Origin of the sequence: Paraburkholderia sp. RL17-337-BIB-A (assembly GCF_046025895.1) — a bacterium.
GTDB lineage: Bacteria > Pseudomonadota > Gammaproteobacteria > Burkholderiales > Burkholderiaceae > Paraburkholderia > Paraburkholderia fungorum_C.
This window is the reverse complement of the sequence record NZ_JARESY010000001.1, coordinates 3,296,280-3,313,146: the sequence shown is the minus strand read 5'-3', so window position 1 is coordinate 3,313,146 and position 16,867 is coordinate 3,296,280. Positions and strand designations below refer to the sequence as shown.

The following is a 16,867-nucleotide window of genomic DNA, read 5'->3' as shown; positions in this document are numbered from 1 at the left end:
CCGTGCGCGCGGTGCTCAGGCTTCGACTTTTTCCTTCGCTACCTTCGGCGTCTTGTTGTGCTCGAGGATGAAGTCGCGCAACTGCGGATAAATGATGGTGCGCCAGCGGCGGCCCGAGAAAATGCCGTAGTGGCCACATTTCTCCGCGGTGAAGTGACGCTTGTCCTGCTCCGGAATGCCGCTGCACAACTCGTGTGCGGCGAATGTCTGACCGTCGCCGGAAATATCGTCCAACTCGCCTTCAATCGTGAAGAGCGCGGTCTTCTTGATGTCCTGCGGACGCACCCGTTCGCCCGCGACGTCCCACGTGCCTTCGGCCAGGCGGAATTCCTGGAACACCACGCGGATCGTGTCGAGGTAATAGTCGGCGTCCATGTCGAGCACGGCGTTGTACTCGTCGTAGAAGCGGCGATGGGCTTCCGCGTCGTCTTCGTCACCGCGCAGCAGGCTCTGGTAGTAGTCCCAGTGCGAGGCCGCGTGCCGTTCCGGATTCATCGCGACGAAGCCGGTGTGTTGCAGGAAGCCCGGGTAAACCTTGCGGCCCACGCCCGGATAGTTCGGCGGCACCGTGAAGATCACGTTGTTTTCGAACCACTCGTACGAGTGCTGCGTGGCGAGCGAGTTGACCGAGGTGGGGCTCTTACGCGCGTCGATCGGACCGCCCATCATCGTCATGGTGCGCGGCGTGTCTTCGCCGCGGCTCGCCATCAGCGAGATGGCGGCGAGCACCGGCACCGTGGGCTGACACACCGAGATCACGTGCAGGTTGTTCGCGCCGATGTGGCGGATGAATTCCTGAATGTAGGCGACGTAATTGTCCAGATTAAACTCGCCTTCTTCGAGCGGCACCATGCGTGCGTCGATCCAGTCGGTCAGGTAGACCTTGTGGTCTTGCAGCAACGTGCGCACCGTATCGCGCAGCAGCGTGGCGTGGTGGCCGGACAACGGCGCGCACACCAGCACGATCGGCTCGTCTTTCAATTGGATAACAGCGTCGCTGTCGTCGGCGAAACGCTTGAAGCGCATCAGGCGGCAAAACGGCTTTTCGATAATCGTCTGTTCGATGATCGGAATGTTATGACCGTCTTTAACAATCTGATGAAGATTGAACTCGGGCTTTTCGTAATCTTTGCCGAGCCGGTAGAGCAGTTCGTAACCGGCGGACAGCCGCGTGGCGCCGGGCACATAGGCCAATGGGCTGGCGGGATTCGCGAACGATTTGGACGCGGCCTGGGCCCAGGCGGTGAGGGGGCTCAACATCGCCCGCTGGAATTCGTGCAGTTGGTAGAGCATGGGTGCTCCGTTTAAGCGGTTCGCATGGGGCTTTGGCAAACACGCGTGTGGCGTTGCGGCAGGCCGTATTGGTTGTGGGCACATTGATTTTCGGCCAACAGTCTGCTCGATCATACTGAACAAAGCGTACTTGTGCAATGCAGCAATTTACGCGCGGGCTGCGCGCAATGTGTCATTAAATCATGGTACTGGCGATGTTGCCGCGCTGCTATCGGGGCTTGCCGCAGCCTCAAGTTCTTCCACCATGGTGTTGTTATGCGGCGGCTGCCCGGTCGCCTGAGCCATCCGCTGTTCGTGTTTCATCAGGTTCAGGCCGGTGTGCACAAGCGCCACATGCGAAAACGCCTGCGGGAAGTTGCCGACGAGGCGTTGCGCGCTCGGGTCGTACTCTTCCGCGAGCAGACCGACGTCATTGCACAGACCGAGCAGGCGTTCATACATGGCGATGGCTTCATCCATGCGGCCCTGCAGTGCCAGGTTGTCCACCATCCAGAACGAGCACGCGAGGAAGGTGCCTTCGCCGGGCGGCAGGCCGTCGTCGTATTCGGTGGTGCGGTAGCGCATCACGAAGCCGTCATGCATCAGGTCTCTCTCGATTGCCGCCACCGTGCCCTTGACGCGCGGATCATCCGGCGGCAGGAAGCCGACCAGCGGCATCAGCAGCACGCTCGCATCGAGCTGGTCGCTGCCGTAGATCTGGGAGAACGCGTTGAGCGCCGGATTCCATGCCAGCGCACAGACTTGCGCGTGGATTTTCGCGCGGGTGGCGCGCCATTCATCGAGCGGACCTTCCAGCTTGAACATTTCGGCTGACTGAATGGCGCGGTCGTAGGCGACCCACGCCATGACCTTCGAGAAGGTGAAGTGCTGGCGGCCGCCGCGGGTTTCCCAGATGCCTTCGTCCGGCTCTTCCCAGATCGTGTCGAGGTGGCCGAGCAGCGCGCGCTGCACGTTCCATGCGGTGTCGTCCGCCTGCAAGCCGCCGACGCGCGCGAGATGCAGCGCGTTCATCACTTCGCCGTAGACGTCGAGCTGACGCTGGCCGACCGCGTTGTTGCCGATCCGCACGGGTTTGGCATCCTGATAGCCCGGCAGCCAGTCGATTTCGAACTCGGGCAGACGCCGCTCACCGGCGATGCCGTACATGATCTGCAATTGATCCGGCGCGCCGGCCATGACCCGGCCGAGCCAGCTGCGCCACGCGCGCGCTTCGTCGTAATAGCCGCCGCGCATCATTGCGAGCAGCGTGATGGTGGCGTCGCGCAGCCAGCAGTAGCGGTAGTCCCAGTTGCGCATGCCGCCCAGCTGTTCCGGCAGCGACGTGGTGGGCGCGGCGACGATGCCGCCGGTCGGCTCGTACGCGAGCGCCTTCAGCGTGATCAGCGAGCGGCGGATCTGCGCGGCCCATCTGCCTTCGACCGTGCTGCGCGCCGACCATTCGAGCCAATGATTCTCGGTGCGTGCGAGCGACGTGTGCGGATCGCGCGCGGGGGGAATGCGCAGATGCGAAGCGGCATAAGCCAGCGAAAACGGTATGCGCTCGCCTTCGCTTACGGTGAACTCGGCGACGGTCTTCATGTTCTCGCCGCGTAGTTCGACCGGCGTGCGCAGCACCGCGGTGTCCGGGCCGACGATCGCCTTGACGCCGCTGTCGTGCTTCAGACGATCGACCCACGGAACCGAAAAACCGTAGTCGAAGCGCAGCACCAGTTCCATCTGCATGCGCACGGTGCCGCGTTTGCCGACCACGATCCGCACCATCTCCGACCAGCCGTTGCCCGGCGGCATGAAGTCGATCAGCGTGACGGCGCCTTCGGGCGTTTCGAAATCGGTTTCCAGAATCAGCGTTTCGCCGCGATACCGGCGAGTGATGGTGGGCGGCGTATCCGAAACCGGCGAAATCAGCCAGCGGCCGTTGTCGGGCGTGCCGAGCAGGGCGGCGAAACAGGCACCGGAGTCGAAACGCGGCCAGCAAAGCCAGTCGACCGAACCGTCCCGGGAGATGAGCGCGGCCGTATGGCCGTCGCCGATGAGTGCGTAGTCTTCGATGAGTGCGGGCATGGAGGAGCGTATCAGTGTTACGCGAGGCGAAGGCCGCCACGCGTGGGGTCATTGTTATTACCGGACTCGCGCGCGGCGCTTTGGTTCAGCGCGCAATGGGGCAAACGCGGGTTGGTAATTGTCAAATCACTGCCTACAATCGATTTTCGTGCCGATGCGTGAAGCCATCCAGATCATGCCTCGGCCTTGGCTCACGGCGCGTGCAAACACCGTTTTCGAGGATCCAAGCAATGCTGAACCCGTCGAAATCCGATTGCATCACAATTCTCTCGGCCGCCAGCGAACTGGCCGACGACTCAATGTTGCCGCTCGATCATGGCCGGCTGGGCCTGAGCCGCAACCGCATGCTGGCCGCGGCGGCCTTTCTGGTCGAACGGGCCTGCTTCCGGCGTCATCAGGAAGCTGACGGTCATTATGCCGTCGGCGGATTGTCGTTGCAGGGGCGCTTGCGGCTCGATCAGCTTTCGAACGGCTGACTGTCTGTTGCGCGGGCTCGGCGCCGCGCGGCGGTCTTCCATCTGGTGCGCAGCATGGGGTGCGAATCTGTCGCGCGTATGCATATCGCGCGTACACATATTGCCGCGCTGCTTTGTCGTTCCGTTTCGCTTTTCCGTTCAGTCTCGCTGCTTCCCTGTGCTACTTGCTGCGCCACCGCGGTCACGTCGATACGCGTGTTGTTGCTCATCTACCGCCGCGTTCATGCGAGCGGGCGCCGGGCCGGCACTGCGCCCGGTTGTGCGTTCCTTGCCGGTTCTGTTGCCGACTGCCGGCGGCGCTTGGACTTAGAAGTGCGACGACCCCACGCCAAAGATCCCAATGATGCCGATGATGATCAGATAGAGCGCGACGATGTAGTTCAACAGGCGCGGCATGATGAGAATCAGAATACCGGCGATCAACGAAACCAGCGGGCCCAGGCTGAGTGTGACGTTCATGAAGACTCCGTAGTATGTGATGGGTGAGACGCGGTTGAAAAATGGGTGAGACGCGGTTGAAAAAAATGCGCCGCCGGGAGGGACAATTGCTGCGCATGCAGCGGTGCGCTGACCAGCCGTCCGACCCAGCCGATCGCGGCCCGACTAACCACCGCCGGCCGGAATCGCTGCATGATCCGACGCAACGCTTTTATACTTGCCTCGATAAAAACAATTCGACCGAACGCGCGGCAGACCAGAGACACCATTACAACCGATTCAATCGAATAACCGATGTAGAGGAGGTCATATGCTTCGTAGTCACCGGGTCACAGCGCGTGCCGCTTCAAACTCTGCCTCAAACTCTTCTTCACTTTCTGCTGTTCAATCCACCTCATGGCGCGGCGGCCGGCCAGCTCCTCTGTGTTCCGCCCGCTCGATAATAAAAGGTTTCGTGCTCATGGTCTCGATTGTTGCTTCGCATGCGTTTGCGCAAGATTCCGGCCCGGCTCCCGCCGACGGCGTCTATGACATGCTGGTCGGCACTTATACCGGTGGCAAGAGCGAAGGCCTATACGTCTACCGCTTCGATACGAAGACGGGCGAAGCGACCCGCGTCTCGGTCGCGCAGACGGTCAACCCGTCGTACCTGGTGGTGAGCCGCGACCGCCGCTTCGTCTACGCAGTCAACGAATTGCCCGGCGACAACGGCCCGGCCACGCAACGCGGCGGCATCAGCGCATTTCGCTTCGATGCCGCAAGCGGCCAGTTGACCTTTCTCAACAAGGTCTCGTCGGACGGTAATGACCCGTGCTATCTGAGCCTGTCGCCGGACGGCAAATATCTGCTGACGGCCAACTACTCGGTGGCGGCCGATCCGGGTGGCAGCTTCGCGGTGTTCCCGTTGCAGGCGGATGGCCAGGTGGGTGCGTCGGTGCTCACAGTGCATCATGAAGGCGGCGGTCCAGTGAAGGGCCGTCAGGACAACTCGCACGTTCACTCCACCGTGTTCTCGCCAGACGGTCATTACCTGTTCGCGCAGGACCTGGGTGCCGACAAGCTGTACTCATACCGCTACACGCCTGACGGCAGCCGCGGCCTGTTCGGCCCGACCGACTGGCGTTATACCCAGGAGAAAGCGGGCACCGGCCCGCGTCATCTGGTGTTCGGCGCGGACGGCAAGCATGCTTATCTGACGAGCGAACTGGCGGGCACGGTCAGCACCTTCAACTACAACGACGGCAAGCTCACGCAAGTGCAGACGCTTTCGTTGACCGAGCCTGGCTTCAAGGGCGCGGTGGGCGCCTCGGCGATTCATCTGTCGCCGGACGGACGCTTCCTTTACGCGTCGAATCGCGGCGACGCGAACGATATCGTGATCTTCTCGGTCGATCCCACCAATGGTCATCTGAAGAAGATCGGGCACCAGTCGAGCCTCGGCAAGTCGCCGCGCGAATTCGCGATCGATCCGACCGGCAACTGGCTGATCGTCGGCAATCAGAATAGCGGCACGGTGTATGTGTTCAAGCGCGATCAGCAGAGCGGCTTGCTCGAGGCGAATCCGAAGCGGATCGAGATCGATTCGCCGGTGGATTTCAAGTTGGTGTCGCCGTCGTGAGGGGAGAGGTGCGAGCCGGCGCCGCATGTAGAAGACAGGGCGCTTTGGGCAACACTGTTTTGAGTGAACCCGTATGGCGATGCTGACAGCAGGCCTCTAAGTCATTGCGGCCACCTGGGGCAATCTTTTCGCCGAGGCGGTGCTGGACAGCTTAATCAACGTTTCGGAAGTTTAAGAAAGAAATTTCTGAAATAATATCGACCGGGCCGATATAGCCTGCGCGGGTAAGCGCGTGCTACATCGTGCGGCTTATACTCAGAAAGCCGTCGAAACAACGACGGTTCAGGCTTGGCAGCCTGAGTTACTGAAACCCGCGCGCCTGCTTCGGCAGGTCGTGCGTTTGCATCCGCACGCCTGTTTTCCATGGGCGGGCTGTAGCAAGGAGACCTTCGGGTCTGCCGGTTTGTGGTTTCAGTACCGGTCTGCCAACCCTGCTACGTGCCCGCTCACCCTATCTGTTAGCAAGTGTCGGGCGATTCAGGAACGAACCGGAAATCGCACCATGACGAAAATCACCAAACAGCTTCAAACCGCGTCACGTCCCCCGGTCGACGCGCTTCAGTACGAGAAACTCGCGCTTTCAACTTTCCACTTATGCGATCAGCAACTTGGCCAGCTTAATCGGCTGGTTAATCTGGCAAGCACGATCTATCGATGTCCGACCGTGACGCGCGACGAACGGCAAAGCCAACGCGCATTGCTGGAACTCCTGGTAGAGACGGTCGAAGGATATGAACGTGATCTTGTGCGTGATCGCGAGTTGTATCAGGTCGTCGCGCTTGATGCTAAAGGCGTACCTGAAAGCCGCATCACCGCGAAGCATGCAGCGGGTCTGCTCGCCAATGCGGCAATAGCACATGCTGCAACGAGCGCAAGCGTGTCTGTCGCACCGCTAACCAATGCTGACGCATAGCGCATAACCATGCGGTAGTCGCCGTAGCGTTGCGGGGGCTTTGCGTCCCTGTGAGAAACAAAGGCGTGAGGCAATCCACGCCTTTTTCTCATCGCCACGCTCATCTTTGTGGGGGTAACTCGGTCATGCACGGTCAATGCGACGCCGTCTCTTCGTTCCTGCCAAGAACCACAGACTGACACCAACGCAATCAGATTTTTCGGAATTGTCGGATTCAAAAATATTTCACTCTCCTTAAAAATGCTTTCGCCTTCATCGGCGAAACGAACAACTAAAGGGAGAAAAATGAAATTCCGGATATGCCAGAGTGGCTCGGCCAGCATGCTGTGCCGCTTTCTTGCCGCATTCATACTGTTACTGGTGGCGTTCGGCGCGAACGCGACAGACTGCTTCACGCTGTACTCAAAGTCGGGCGCAACGCCGGGTACGAAGTCCTGCCGCAACGATGTCGTCAGCAATACACCCGGTGGCATGGGGAATTACGCGTGCATCAATGACATCGCGCTGATCGACCAATGGTGTTCCGTTCCTGCGACGGATGAGCCCGAACAAAGCTGTCCGGTAGCCGATCCGGTCTATCCCGGCAATGGCGCGGTCACGCTGACGGAAGCGGATTTCGTCAGCGGCGACGATATTCCGATGTCGTTCACGCGCACCTATCGCTCCAAACCACTTGCGAAGAATGCGATCTCGATGGGACCGGTCTGGTTCCATAGCTGGCAGCGCAGCCTGGACCTTGCGAATGCGAACAGCGGTGGCTCATCCAAGGTTATTGCGTATCGCGCGAATGGTGAGCCTGTCACGTTCAACTGGTTGGCGGGCACTTGGCGCACGGCTGGCTTTACTGGTCTCGCGCTTGCGCAGAACGCGTCCGGCTGGACGCTTACTGATCTTCAGACTGAGACAGTCGAATCTTACTCGCCGCAAGGGCTCTTGCTGTCGGAGGAGACGAAGACCCGGTTTATCCGCACGGCAACCTACGATGCATCGGGTCTGTTAACCGCCATCACTCAGCATGCTGCCGGCACGGACGCGAACAAGGACATTACGCTTCGACTCGACTATGACGACAAGCGTCGTCTGTCGCGCCTGAACGATCCTTTGGGAAGGATGACGCAGTACGGTTACGACGCGAATGGCAATCTCGTTTCTGTTACGTGGCCGGATGGGTACACGCACCGTTACGCCTATGAAGATGCCCGGTTCAAGAATGCGCTGACGGGAGAGATTAATGAAGTCGGCATGCGTGTCGCGGCGTGGACTTATGACTCGCAAGCTCGGGAAATAGCGGTCGACCATCCCGACGCTACCCGCAATGTGCAGTTCGCCTATAACGCCGGCTCAACGGTTATTACCGGCAGCAAGCGCACCACCACGTTAAATCTGTCGTCGATCGGCGGTGTGCTGCGGCCAACCACTAGCACGTAGGCGGCGGGTAATGCGAGCAGCGCATGGGATGCGTCGGGCAATCTGCTGAAAGATACAGACGCAAGCGGCGGAACGTCGGAATACAGCTACGACGATGCGGGGCGTCCCTTCAAGGCGACCGTTAAGAGCGCCTCCGGGACTTCGATATCCACGATTCGCTATGCCGATGCCACAAGCCTGCGTCCGTCGATGATTGCGTCGCCGAACCTGATTCAGTCATTCGTCTACGACGCTCGCGGCAACACGACAGGCATCGCCGAGACGCCGACGAGCGACGCGACCGGAATCCAGGGCTTCGATGCACCGAAGCCTGAAGGCGCCGTGACGACGGCCTACGGCATGACGTACGACGCGACGAACCGGCTGTCGTTTGCCCAGCAACTTGCCGCCGGGAAGGTCGTCGCGCAATGGGTCGTGACGCGCGATGCGACCGGGAATGTATTTTCAATCTATCCCGTGGAGCAAGACGTCGCCAGTGAGGCGATTTCGCGCGATGCCGCTCACCGGATCGAGTACGGCTACAACCCGACCGGCGACTATTTCCTGCGCTACGACCGGCGTGGACGAATCGACCTCTTCAAGTTTCAGGAGGATGCAAGTCCTGCGAACGGTGGTGTCCGGCGCATTTTAAAAGTCAGGTTCACGTATTCGCCCGATGGTCAGGTCGTGTCACGTACGGGCACGGTTGCCAGAAACGGCAGTCTGCTCGACCTGAACGACGGTACGGATATTCCGGTCGGCGACGAGGAAATCAATCAGTGGATTGATAACTACAACTATGGGGACTCGCCTATAGCGCCACCGGCAAATCTTCAGGGCGCACGTCGGCTTCTCGGTGCTTCTTCGCTTTCGACTTCGACTGTGTGTGTGGGGGTTGCCATTTCTCGGCCGGGCTGATTGATGGCGCGGCACGGGGAATCGTGCTCGTCTGGCGACTGATCAACAATCCGGCTGTCAAATACGGCATCGGTCAAGGCGCAAGGAAAGCGGCGGAGAACTGGGACCGTATCAAGCAGATGTGCAAGCCCGCGGCCGAGACGGAGGTGGATGGGATTCCGCCGGGGCGGATTACGTCGAAGTACGAGAACATTACCGAGGGCAACAGTATCACCAACATCGAGACCGATGTAACCAAGGCAGAATTCGAGGCAAACTTGCGTAATGACGGATGGACGCAAACTCTCAGCAAGGATGGAAAGGCCGACATCTTCACAAAAGATGGCGTGCGCTATAGCGTCCGGGACGAGTCGAATGCCGGCAGACCGACTGCTGATTTCACCCCGGCTGGAGCATCACGCCCTACACTCAAAATACGGCTTCCAAAATGATGAATACAATTGACTTCATACGCGAACGTTCCGAGTTCATGCCGCTTTGGGAGCGCGCGACTACAGGCGTCCGGATGCTTCGCGACAAGTTGCCAACGGAGCTGCTTTATTTCGATACCATCGATCTCCAGACGCAAAAGTTCTTTGAACTTGTTCAAAAGCTGCTTGCCCTCGAGGGTATGACTGACTTCGCCACTCTCGTCCTGAAGCCAGACCCATTCGACTACTTTAATTTTCATTTCGGAAAATACCCAGGTTTCATCCATCGGGCAGAGAATACAGATGACGAATTCTTCGAATTTCTGTTGAAGGACCCCGGTGGAAGCCTTGCCGACTCCTTGGGAACCAATTCGGAACATTATATTGTGATGCCCTTGTCAGCTAAGTGGATCGCCTTTGGTGACAGGTCATGGGGCACGGGTGTGCTGTACGGGCCGCCGGATGTCATGGAGTGTGCAAAGAGCTTTTACCCATTCTTCATCGTCCCTCCGAAGGGCTTTCGGATTGACCCGTAGTCAATGTCAAACGAAGAAGGCGCGAGCATTTCGCACCTTCTTCGGCGGTCGAAGTATGCAACCCTCAAAATCCGATTAATCAAATGAGCAAGATCGATTTCATACAAGACGGCGAAGCATTTACTTCGCTTTGGCAGCGTGCACGTGAGTGCATGAACATAGCGTTGGTCACTCCAGCCTCGGAGTTGCTCTACTTTGATTCGTCTTGCATTGGCACAGAACGGTTCCGTGATCTTATCCGCAACATCGCGGCGTTCAGTGGGACCGGCGAATTCGCGGTGATCGTACTGAACCCAGACCCCTTCAACTATTTTCATTTTCATTTTGGTAAGTATCCGGGATTCATTGTTGAAGCACATCATAACGACGACGATTTTTTTGAAATCCTGATGATGGACCCCGGCGACAGCCCGGCCGACGCGATGGGCTTCTATTCGGAGCAGTATGTTGTTTTACCGATTGTGGGTGAATGGTTCATATATGCCGATCGGGACTGGGATTGGGGCACGGGTGTGCTATCCGGACCCGCAGATACCATGAAGTTTGCGCGCGAGTCATTCACCTTCGATGAGAATCCTGGCTAGGCGAACAAAAAGCGATCTCTTTAGAAAAGACGGTACCGAAAATACAGTGTGTGTGTCCCCTCAATATTCGGTGGTTCTACCGCCGAATATTGAGTAATAAGTGACAGGGGCACGGTTGAGATCCGTCTTGGCAACCATCTGGTGTGTTAACCAATGAACCAACTAGACTACATACATGATCTTGCAACGTTTACCGCGCTCTGGAGTCGCGCGAGAATGGGTGTCCAGTCGCTCGTCAGCAAGTCACGGGACGAGTTGTTGTACTTTGACCCGATCGATATTGCGACACAGAAATTTTTCGATCTCATACAAGCACTCGTCGCGTTCGCCAATACGACTGATTTTGCGACGGTAATCTTGAAGCCGGATCCGTTCAATTACTTTCATCATTACTTTGGAAAGTACCCAGGATTCGTCCACAAAAAAAATAACTCTGACGAGGAGTTCTTCCATTTCATGATGCAAGACCCTGGTGGCAGCCTGGCCGATGCACTGGGTGTAAACCACGAGCATTACGTGATAATGCCGACTGATGGCGACTGGCTCGCTTTCGGCGATCGCTCATGGGATGTTGGTGTGTTCTATGGTCCCCCCGAGATCATGCAATGCGCACGTGAGTTCTATCCGTTCTTCATCCAGCCGCCGAGCGGCTTCCGAGTCGAACCGTAACAAGGCGGTGCGCCCGATTCTCTAGAATCGTTCCGTTACTGGACCAAACAAGAAAGGCGAGATCAATCGCGCCTTTCTCCTCGCCGCGGCGCGAAGTCACGGGTCGACGTCAATGTTCTTATCACGCCGATATGCGAGCTATCGGAACAGGAGATGCAGGTGGACGAGATTCCGCCGGAGCGGATCACACCCGGTAATACGTTGATATCGCTGTGGGTCGTGGGCGGCAGATCAGCTACAGTAAAAACTCGTTTGGGTGGGAAATAATGAATCGACAAAAAGGCAACTTTCTAAATAATCTGGAAGATTTCTTACCGTTATGGGATCGTGCGAATGCAGCAGTCCAAACTCTGGCCGACTCTGCTCGGACCGAACCGACGCTTTATTTCGACTCGATCGATATCTCTACCCCGACGTTTTTCTTCTTTATTCGTGCGCTCCTGGCGTTCGAGGGCGCGGATACTTTTGCCGTACTTGCCCTCCGTCCGGATCCGTTCACCTATTTCCATCACCATTTCAAAAAATATCCAGCTTTCTTCGTTGGCCCTGAGCACAGCGTCGACGACTACTTCGCATTTTTAAATGCTGATCCGGGCGACAGCTTGGCAGATGCGTTGGCGAGCAATGCACAACGCTATGCGATTTTGCCGATCAATGGGAGCTGGTTCGTGTACGGGAATTGGAGCAAGGAAATGAGCGCCCTAACCGGCCCGCTCGATTTTCTCAAGTTCAGTCACAGGCACTATCCTTTCTTCCTCTACCCAGGTCCGAATTTTCGGATAGTGGACTAGGGCGAGATAAAAGCTGCTGTGGGCAAGCTAGAAGGCGCGGTTGTCGCGCCTTCTTCTGATGCGGCGTGGAACGCTACCTATCACTACGCGACGGCGGCAGCCCGTTTCCCACCCGCAGCAATTCCATCCACCACATCCTCACTCCGCCGCCCCCGGCGCCAGCACTTCACGGCTACCATTAATCCCCATCGCCGACACCAACCCCGCCGTCTCCATCTGCTCGACAAGCCGTGCCGCCCGGTTATAGCCGATGCGCAATTGCCGCTGCACCGACGAGATCGACGCGCGCCGTGTACGCACCACGAAGGCGACGGCTTCGTCGTAAAGCGGATCAGCTTCAGCATCCGGCGATTCGCCGAACAGGTCCTGCGCCGCACCGCCTTCGGTGGCCGGCCCATCCAGAATGCCTTCTTCGTATTGCGGTTCACCGAACTGCTTCAGATACTCGACGATCCGATGCACTTCCTCGTCGGCGACAAACGCGCCGTGCACACGCTGCGGATAACCCGTGCCCGGCGGCAGGAACAGCATGTCGCCCTGGCCGAGCAGCGATTCAGCGCCCATCTGATCGAGAATCGTGCGTGAGTCGATTTTCGACGACACCTGGAACGCCACGCGCGTCGGAATGTTCGCCTTGATGAGGCCGGTGATCACGTCGACCGACGGACGCTGCGTCGCCAGAATCAGGTGAATGCCGGCGGCGCGCGCCTTCTGCGCGAGACGCGCGATGAGTTCTTCGATCTTCTTGCCCGCGACCATCATCAGGTCGGCGAGTTCATCGATCACCACCACGATCAACGGCAGCGGCGCGAGCGGCTCGGGTGCATCCGGCGTCAGCGAGAACGGGTTGCCGAGCTTTTTGCCCTTGGCTTCCGTATCGCGAATCTTCTGGTTGAAGCCGGGCAGGTTGCGCACGCCGACCGCGGACATGAGCCGATAACGCTTTTCCATTTCGCCGACACACCAGTTCAGCGCGTTGGCCGCCAGCTTCATATCGGTGACGACCGGTGCGAGCAGATGCGGAATGCCTTCGTACACCGACAGTTCCAGCATCTTCGGGTCGATCATGATGAGCCGCACTTCTTCGGGCGTCGCCTTGTAAAGCAGCGAGCAGATCATCGCGTTGATCGCCACGGATTTGCCCGAACCCGTCGTGCCCGCCACCAGCATGTGAGGCGCCTTCGCGAGGTCGGCCACCACCGGATGGCCGGTGATGTCCTTGCCCATCGCCAGCGTCAATTGCGAATGCGAGTTCTGGTAGACGCTTGCTTCGAGGATTTCGGACAGGCGGATGGTCTGGCGCTTCGCGTTCGGCAACTCGAGGCCCATGCAGGTCTTGCCGGGAATCGTCTCGACGACGCGAATCGACGTGAGACCGAGGCCGCGCGAGAGATCCTTCATCAGGCCGACGATCTGACTGCCGCGCACGCCGAGCGCTGGCTCGACTTCGAAGCGCGTAATGACTGGGCCGGCCGAATGGCCGACCACCGTGACCGGCACTTTGAATTCCTGCAGACGCTGTTCGATCAGCAAGCCGGTTTCGATGAGCTTTTCTTCTGAAACGGGTTCGACGTCGGTGTCGGCGCGCGCGAGTAGATCGAGCGTCGGCAACTCGACCATCGATGCCGCGGGCGCGCGGAATTCGAAGCCGTTGGCCGGGCTGTGGCCGCGCAGTGGCGGGCGCTGGATGGCGGGTCCCACGGGCTCCGTGCGTTCGACGGGCTCGGTGGCTTCCGCGCGTTCGGCAGGCTCGGGGAGGGGCGCGGTCGTGAAATGGGGTGCCGGAGGTGCGGGTTGGGTGGTGGGGATGCTCGGTCCCGCCGTTGCGCCCAGTGCGTTCAGTGCTGCCGGTGCTGCTGTCTCTGCCCCTGCCGATACGCTCGGCGCGTAAGCCAGCCCGTTGGCGGTTTCGTCGACGATGGTGGCAGAGGCCACCGGCGCGGCGTGCGATGCGAAGCCAGGGAAGCGAACCACATTCGACACGTGCGACGCGGTGCTTTGCGGCCGTACTGCGGCGGCGACGAGCGAAACGTCCGAGGGCGTTGATGAGTTCAGATCGCGGGATAGGTTCGATGCGTCCGATGCGTCCGATGCGTCCGATGCGTCCGATGCGTCCGATGCCGCTGACGAGTCCACATCGTCGGATAGGTTCGATACGTCCGATACATTCGATAGGGCAGGGGCGGCCTTTGTTTCCACTTCAACTGGCCTGACAGCATCGCTCGCGCTCGCGACTCGCCAAGGCGGTATGGCGTGATGTGTCGGCACGGCCTCGCTCGGTGCGGTGGCGCCGACCACACGCGATATGTCCGCCGACGCTGTGTCTTGCGGCCGCACTACAGGCTGACCGATCGACTGCACCTGTTCGACTGGTGCATTTGCGTTGTTGTCGTTATCAGCCTTGGATTGCGCCGGTTCCTGTTCGATGAATGGCGACACGTCCGTTGGCGCGCGGCTTTCCTGCAACTGGGCCGCGAAGATTTGAAACGGCGTGGCGGTGGACACCGGGGCTGCATAGCGTGTGGTCGGCACTGGCACTGGCACTGGCGGTGCGGATGTCGGTGCTGGCGCTGGTGTCGGTGCATCAGCTTGTGCGGGTGCCTGTGCTTGCGGCGAAGCCTCTGCTTGTAGGGAGGCCTCTGCTTGCGCTGATGGCAATGTCTCCGCTGGCGCTGATGCTTCTGCTACTGTCAATGCGGATGCGGATGCGGATGCGGATGCGGATGCGGACGTGGGCGTCGCTGTCGCGACCCACGGTGTCTGGATGATGGGCGGCTCAATCGGCCATTGCACGACGGCCTTGGAGTTTTCCTCGATGGACGCTGCTGAAGCAGCTTTCATCCGTGTCGTGTCAACCCGCGACTGCGTTTCGTCCCAAGGTGGCATGTGGACCGACGGCTGCGCTGCGACCAACGACTGCGCTTCGACCGGTGGCGGCATGTGGACCGGCGGCTGCGCTGCGGGCAACGACTGCGCTTCGACCGGTGTCGGCATGTGGGCCGACGGCTGCGCTGCGACCAACGACTGCGCTTCGACCGGTGGTGGCATGTGGACCGGCGGCTGCGCTGCGACCAACGACGACGCTTCGACCGGTGTCGGCATGTGGGCCGACGGCTGCGCTGCGACCAACGACTGCGCTTCGACCAGCGGCTGCGCTGACATATGGGTTGGCGCAGGGGTTGGCGCAGCGCCAGCTTCGTTCTGCGAAGGCACGCTCGCGCCAGGCACCGCGGCCTTTTCTCCCTCGCTTGCCAACGACGAAGCCACGCCCGATTGCCCACCCTCGACCGGCGACTCGATGCTCACCGGAGCCGTCGTGACCATGGCGTTTTCCGCGCCGCTGCTGCGCGCGAGGCTGACTCCCGCGATGTCGGTCCAGCGCGCGGCGTTTTCCGCGATGCTGCGAAGCGTCTCCTGGACGCTGGCGGGCGGTGCGACCTTCTGCGCTGTGGCCATCGGTCGTGTATAGCTCGGTGCCGGGGCGCTGGGCGAAGCGGGACGCCGCATTGTCTGCGCCGGTGTGATGGTGTTGTTCGCGCGCGAACCAGGTGAAAAAGGCTGTTGAGCCACCCGGGAACGACTGCCCGAAGACATTCCACGAGCTGCCGAACCCTGAATTGTCGACGGACGGCCTGTGCCGCTCGTGGCGTGCGTTGCAGAACCGGCCGCCGATCCTGACATCATCCTTGTTGCCGTCGCGGCGGGCAGCGCTTGTGCTGCTTGTGCCGCCGCACTCGCACCCGCGAAACCGGCGACACCTGTCATGCCCGAGCCGACCGCCGACGAGTCCGTCGGTCGTTGCTCACCAACTAAGCGTCGACCAATTTGCGATCCGCCATCGCGAGCGGGAGTCGCAGCCGTTCCTGGTCCCGCTGCCGAACCGGCTACAGACGCGCCCGTGCGCGGTGTTGTTGCCGGCTCACGCAACCAGCCAGTCGGTGCAACCGGTTCAGCCGGCATCCATGTCGCCCTGTCCGTGTTCAGCGAACGGGCCTGTGTTGGCGCTTGCATCGGCGTCGGCGTTTGTATCGGCACTTGCCGCGGCGCCGCCGCGGCTGACGTACGCAGCACCGGCTCCGTCTGCGCGGCCTGATTGCGCGTCTTCACTGCACCGGTGCGCCAACTCGCGCCGGCGCCCCGCGCCGCTGCGTCATTCGCCGCCGCTGCTGCTGCCGCACCCGCCGCACCGCCGGCCGCAGCGGCGCCACGCCCACGCGCCGGCGGCCGCCAGACTGTCGGACGCGCATAACGTCCATTGCTTTTAGGGGCCATCGTATTGGTGGACGGCGGCACGTGTGAAGGCAAACCGTGCGACGACAAACCGTCATCGACGCTGCGATGGCGACGCACTTCCTCATCGCGTTTGGCGAGGCCGCGTGACAGGCCGAGGCCGAATGCGCCATCGGCCCACACGGCGACGTCGCGCCAGCGGAAGTCGACCAGCCAGGGCAGGCTGACCAGGAGCAGGGCGAGCGCCGCGAGCGGCGTGCCGATATGTCCAAGCAGATGACCGAAGCCCGCCGCGAGCGCATGGCCAAAACCATTCACGCCGGCCGCGCCGATCAGCGACGCCTCCAGTGTGCAGCTCGCCACCATCACACAGACGAAGCCGAGCCACAGGCGGATCGTGCCGGGGCCGCGCAAACCTGCGCCACCTGGCAGTATCGACTTCACGAGGCGCCAGAAAAGAGGAATGAACCAGACGGCTGACCCGCCGAACCAGCCGAAAACTACCGTATGCATGCTAGACATC

The 16,867-nt window shown here is 60.2% G+C and carries 14 protein-coding genes; 10 read left to right on the top strand and 4 right to left on the bottom strand.

The window, feature by feature from the left end:
- Nucleotides 1-15: 15 nt before the first annotated feature.
- Together P0D84_RS14875 and P0D84_RS14870 are read right to left on the bottom strand one after the other, a co-directional pair.
- Nucleotides 16-1,293 (bottom strand): polyhydroxyalkanoate depolymerase, encoded by a 1,278-nt coding sequence (locus tag P0D84_RS14875; protein WP_408337523.1) that lies wholly within the window; start codon nt 1,291-1,293, stop codon nt 16-18.
- 180 nt (nt 1,294-1,473) lie between these two features.
- Nucleotides 1,474-3,354: a glycoside hydrolase family 15 protein gene (locus P0D84_RS14870; RefSeq protein ID WP_408337521.1), complete on the bottom strand. Its 1,881-nt coding sequence runs from the start codon at nt 3,352-3,354 to the stop codon at nt 1,474-1,476.
- A 230-nt stretch (nt 3,355-3,584) separates the two neighbouring features.
- Here P0D84_RS14870 and P0D84_RS14865 point away from each other — a divergent pair, with 230 nt between their 5' ends.
- Nucleotides 3,585-3,830 (top strand): hypothetical protein, encoded by a 246-nt coding sequence (locus P0D84_RS14865; protein ID WP_408337519.1) that lies wholly within the window; start codon nt 3,585-3,587, stop codon nt 3,828-3,830.
- Nucleotides 3,831-4,136: 306 nt separating this feature from the next.
- Here the strand turns inward: P0D84_RS14865 and P0D84_RS14860 are convergent, their stop codons facing one another.
- Nucleotides 4,137-4,289, bottom strand: a complete 153-nt coding sequence (locus tag P0D84_RS14860) for a DUF3096 domain-containing protein (protein WP_011487411.1) — start codon at nt 4,287-4,289, stop codon at nt 4,137-4,139.
- A gap of 289 nt (nt 4,290-4,578) precedes the next feature.
- Between P0D84_RS14860 and P0D84_RS14855 the strand changes: the two genes are divergently transcribed.
- From P0D84_RS14855 to P0D84_RS14815, 9 genes are all read left to right on the top strand, one after another.
- On the top strand, nt 4,579-5,886 hold the full coding sequence (locus P0D84_RS14855) for a lactonase family protein (protein ID WP_408337517.1): 1,308 nt from the start codon (nt 4,579-4,581) through the stop codon (nt 5,884-5,886).
- A gap of 502 nt (nt 5,887-6,388) precedes the next feature.
- Nucleotides 6,389-6,799: a hypothetical protein gene (locus P0D84_RS14850; RefSeq protein WP_408337515.1), complete on the top strand. Its 411-nt coding sequence runs from the start codon at nt 6,389-6,391 to the stop codon at nt 6,797-6,799.
- 285 nt (nt 6,800-7,084) lie between these two features.
- On the top strand, nt 7,085-8,227 hold the full coding sequence (locus tag P0D84_RS14845) for a DUF6531 domain-containing protein (RefSeq protein WP_408337513.1): 1,143 nt from the start codon (nt 7,085-7,087) through the stop codon (nt 8,225-8,227).
- A gap of 189 nt (nt 8,228-8,416) precedes the next feature.
- Nucleotides 8,417-9,124: a hypothetical protein gene (locus tag P0D84_RS14840; protein ID WP_408337511.1), complete on the top strand. Its 708-nt coding sequence runs from the start codon at nt 8,417-8,419 to the stop codon at nt 9,122-9,124.
- Nucleotides 9,125-9,147: 23 nt separating this feature from the next.
- Entirely contained in the window at nt 9,148-9,555 is a 408-nt protein-coding gene (locus P0D84_RS14835) for a hypothetical protein (RefSeq protein WP_408337509.1), read from the top strand.
- Complete coding sequence (locus P0D84_RS14830; protein ID WP_408337507.1) at nt 9,552-10,070, top strand: hypothetical protein; 519 nt, start codon at nt 9,552-9,554, stop codon at nt 10,068-10,070. The genes P0D84_RS14835 and P0D84_RS14830 overlap by 4 nt, the downstream gene beginning before the upstream one ends.
- A gap of 83 nt (nt 10,071-10,153) precedes the next feature.
- Nucleotides 10,154-10,654, top strand: coding sequence for a hypothetical protein (locus P0D84_RS14825; protein WP_408337505.1), 501 nt, complete (start codon nt 10,154-10,156; stop codon nt 10,652-10,654).
- Nucleotides 10,655-10,807: 153 nt separating this feature from the next.
- A complete protein-coding gene (locus P0D84_RS14820) occupies nt 10,808-11,323 on the top strand; it encodes a hypothetical protein (protein WP_408337503.1) in 516 nt (171 codons plus the stop codon).
- 266 nt (nt 11,324-11,589) lie between these two features.
- Nucleotides 11,590-12,114 (top strand): hypothetical protein, encoded by a 525-nt coding sequence (locus tag P0D84_RS14815; RefSeq protein ID WP_408337501.1) that lies wholly within the window; start codon nt 11,590-11,592, stop codon nt 12,112-12,114.
- A gap of 138 nt (nt 12,115-12,252) precedes the next feature.
- On the opposite strand, the gene P0D84_RS14810 is transcribed toward P0D84_RS14815, so the two are convergent.
- Nucleotides 12,253-16,857, bottom strand: a complete 4,605-nt coding sequence (locus tag P0D84_RS14810; protein ID WP_459252202.1) for an FtsK/SpoIIIE family DNA translocase — start codon at nt 16,855-16,857, stop codon at nt 12,253-12,255.
- Nucleotides 16,858-16,867 lie beyond the last annotated feature (10 nt).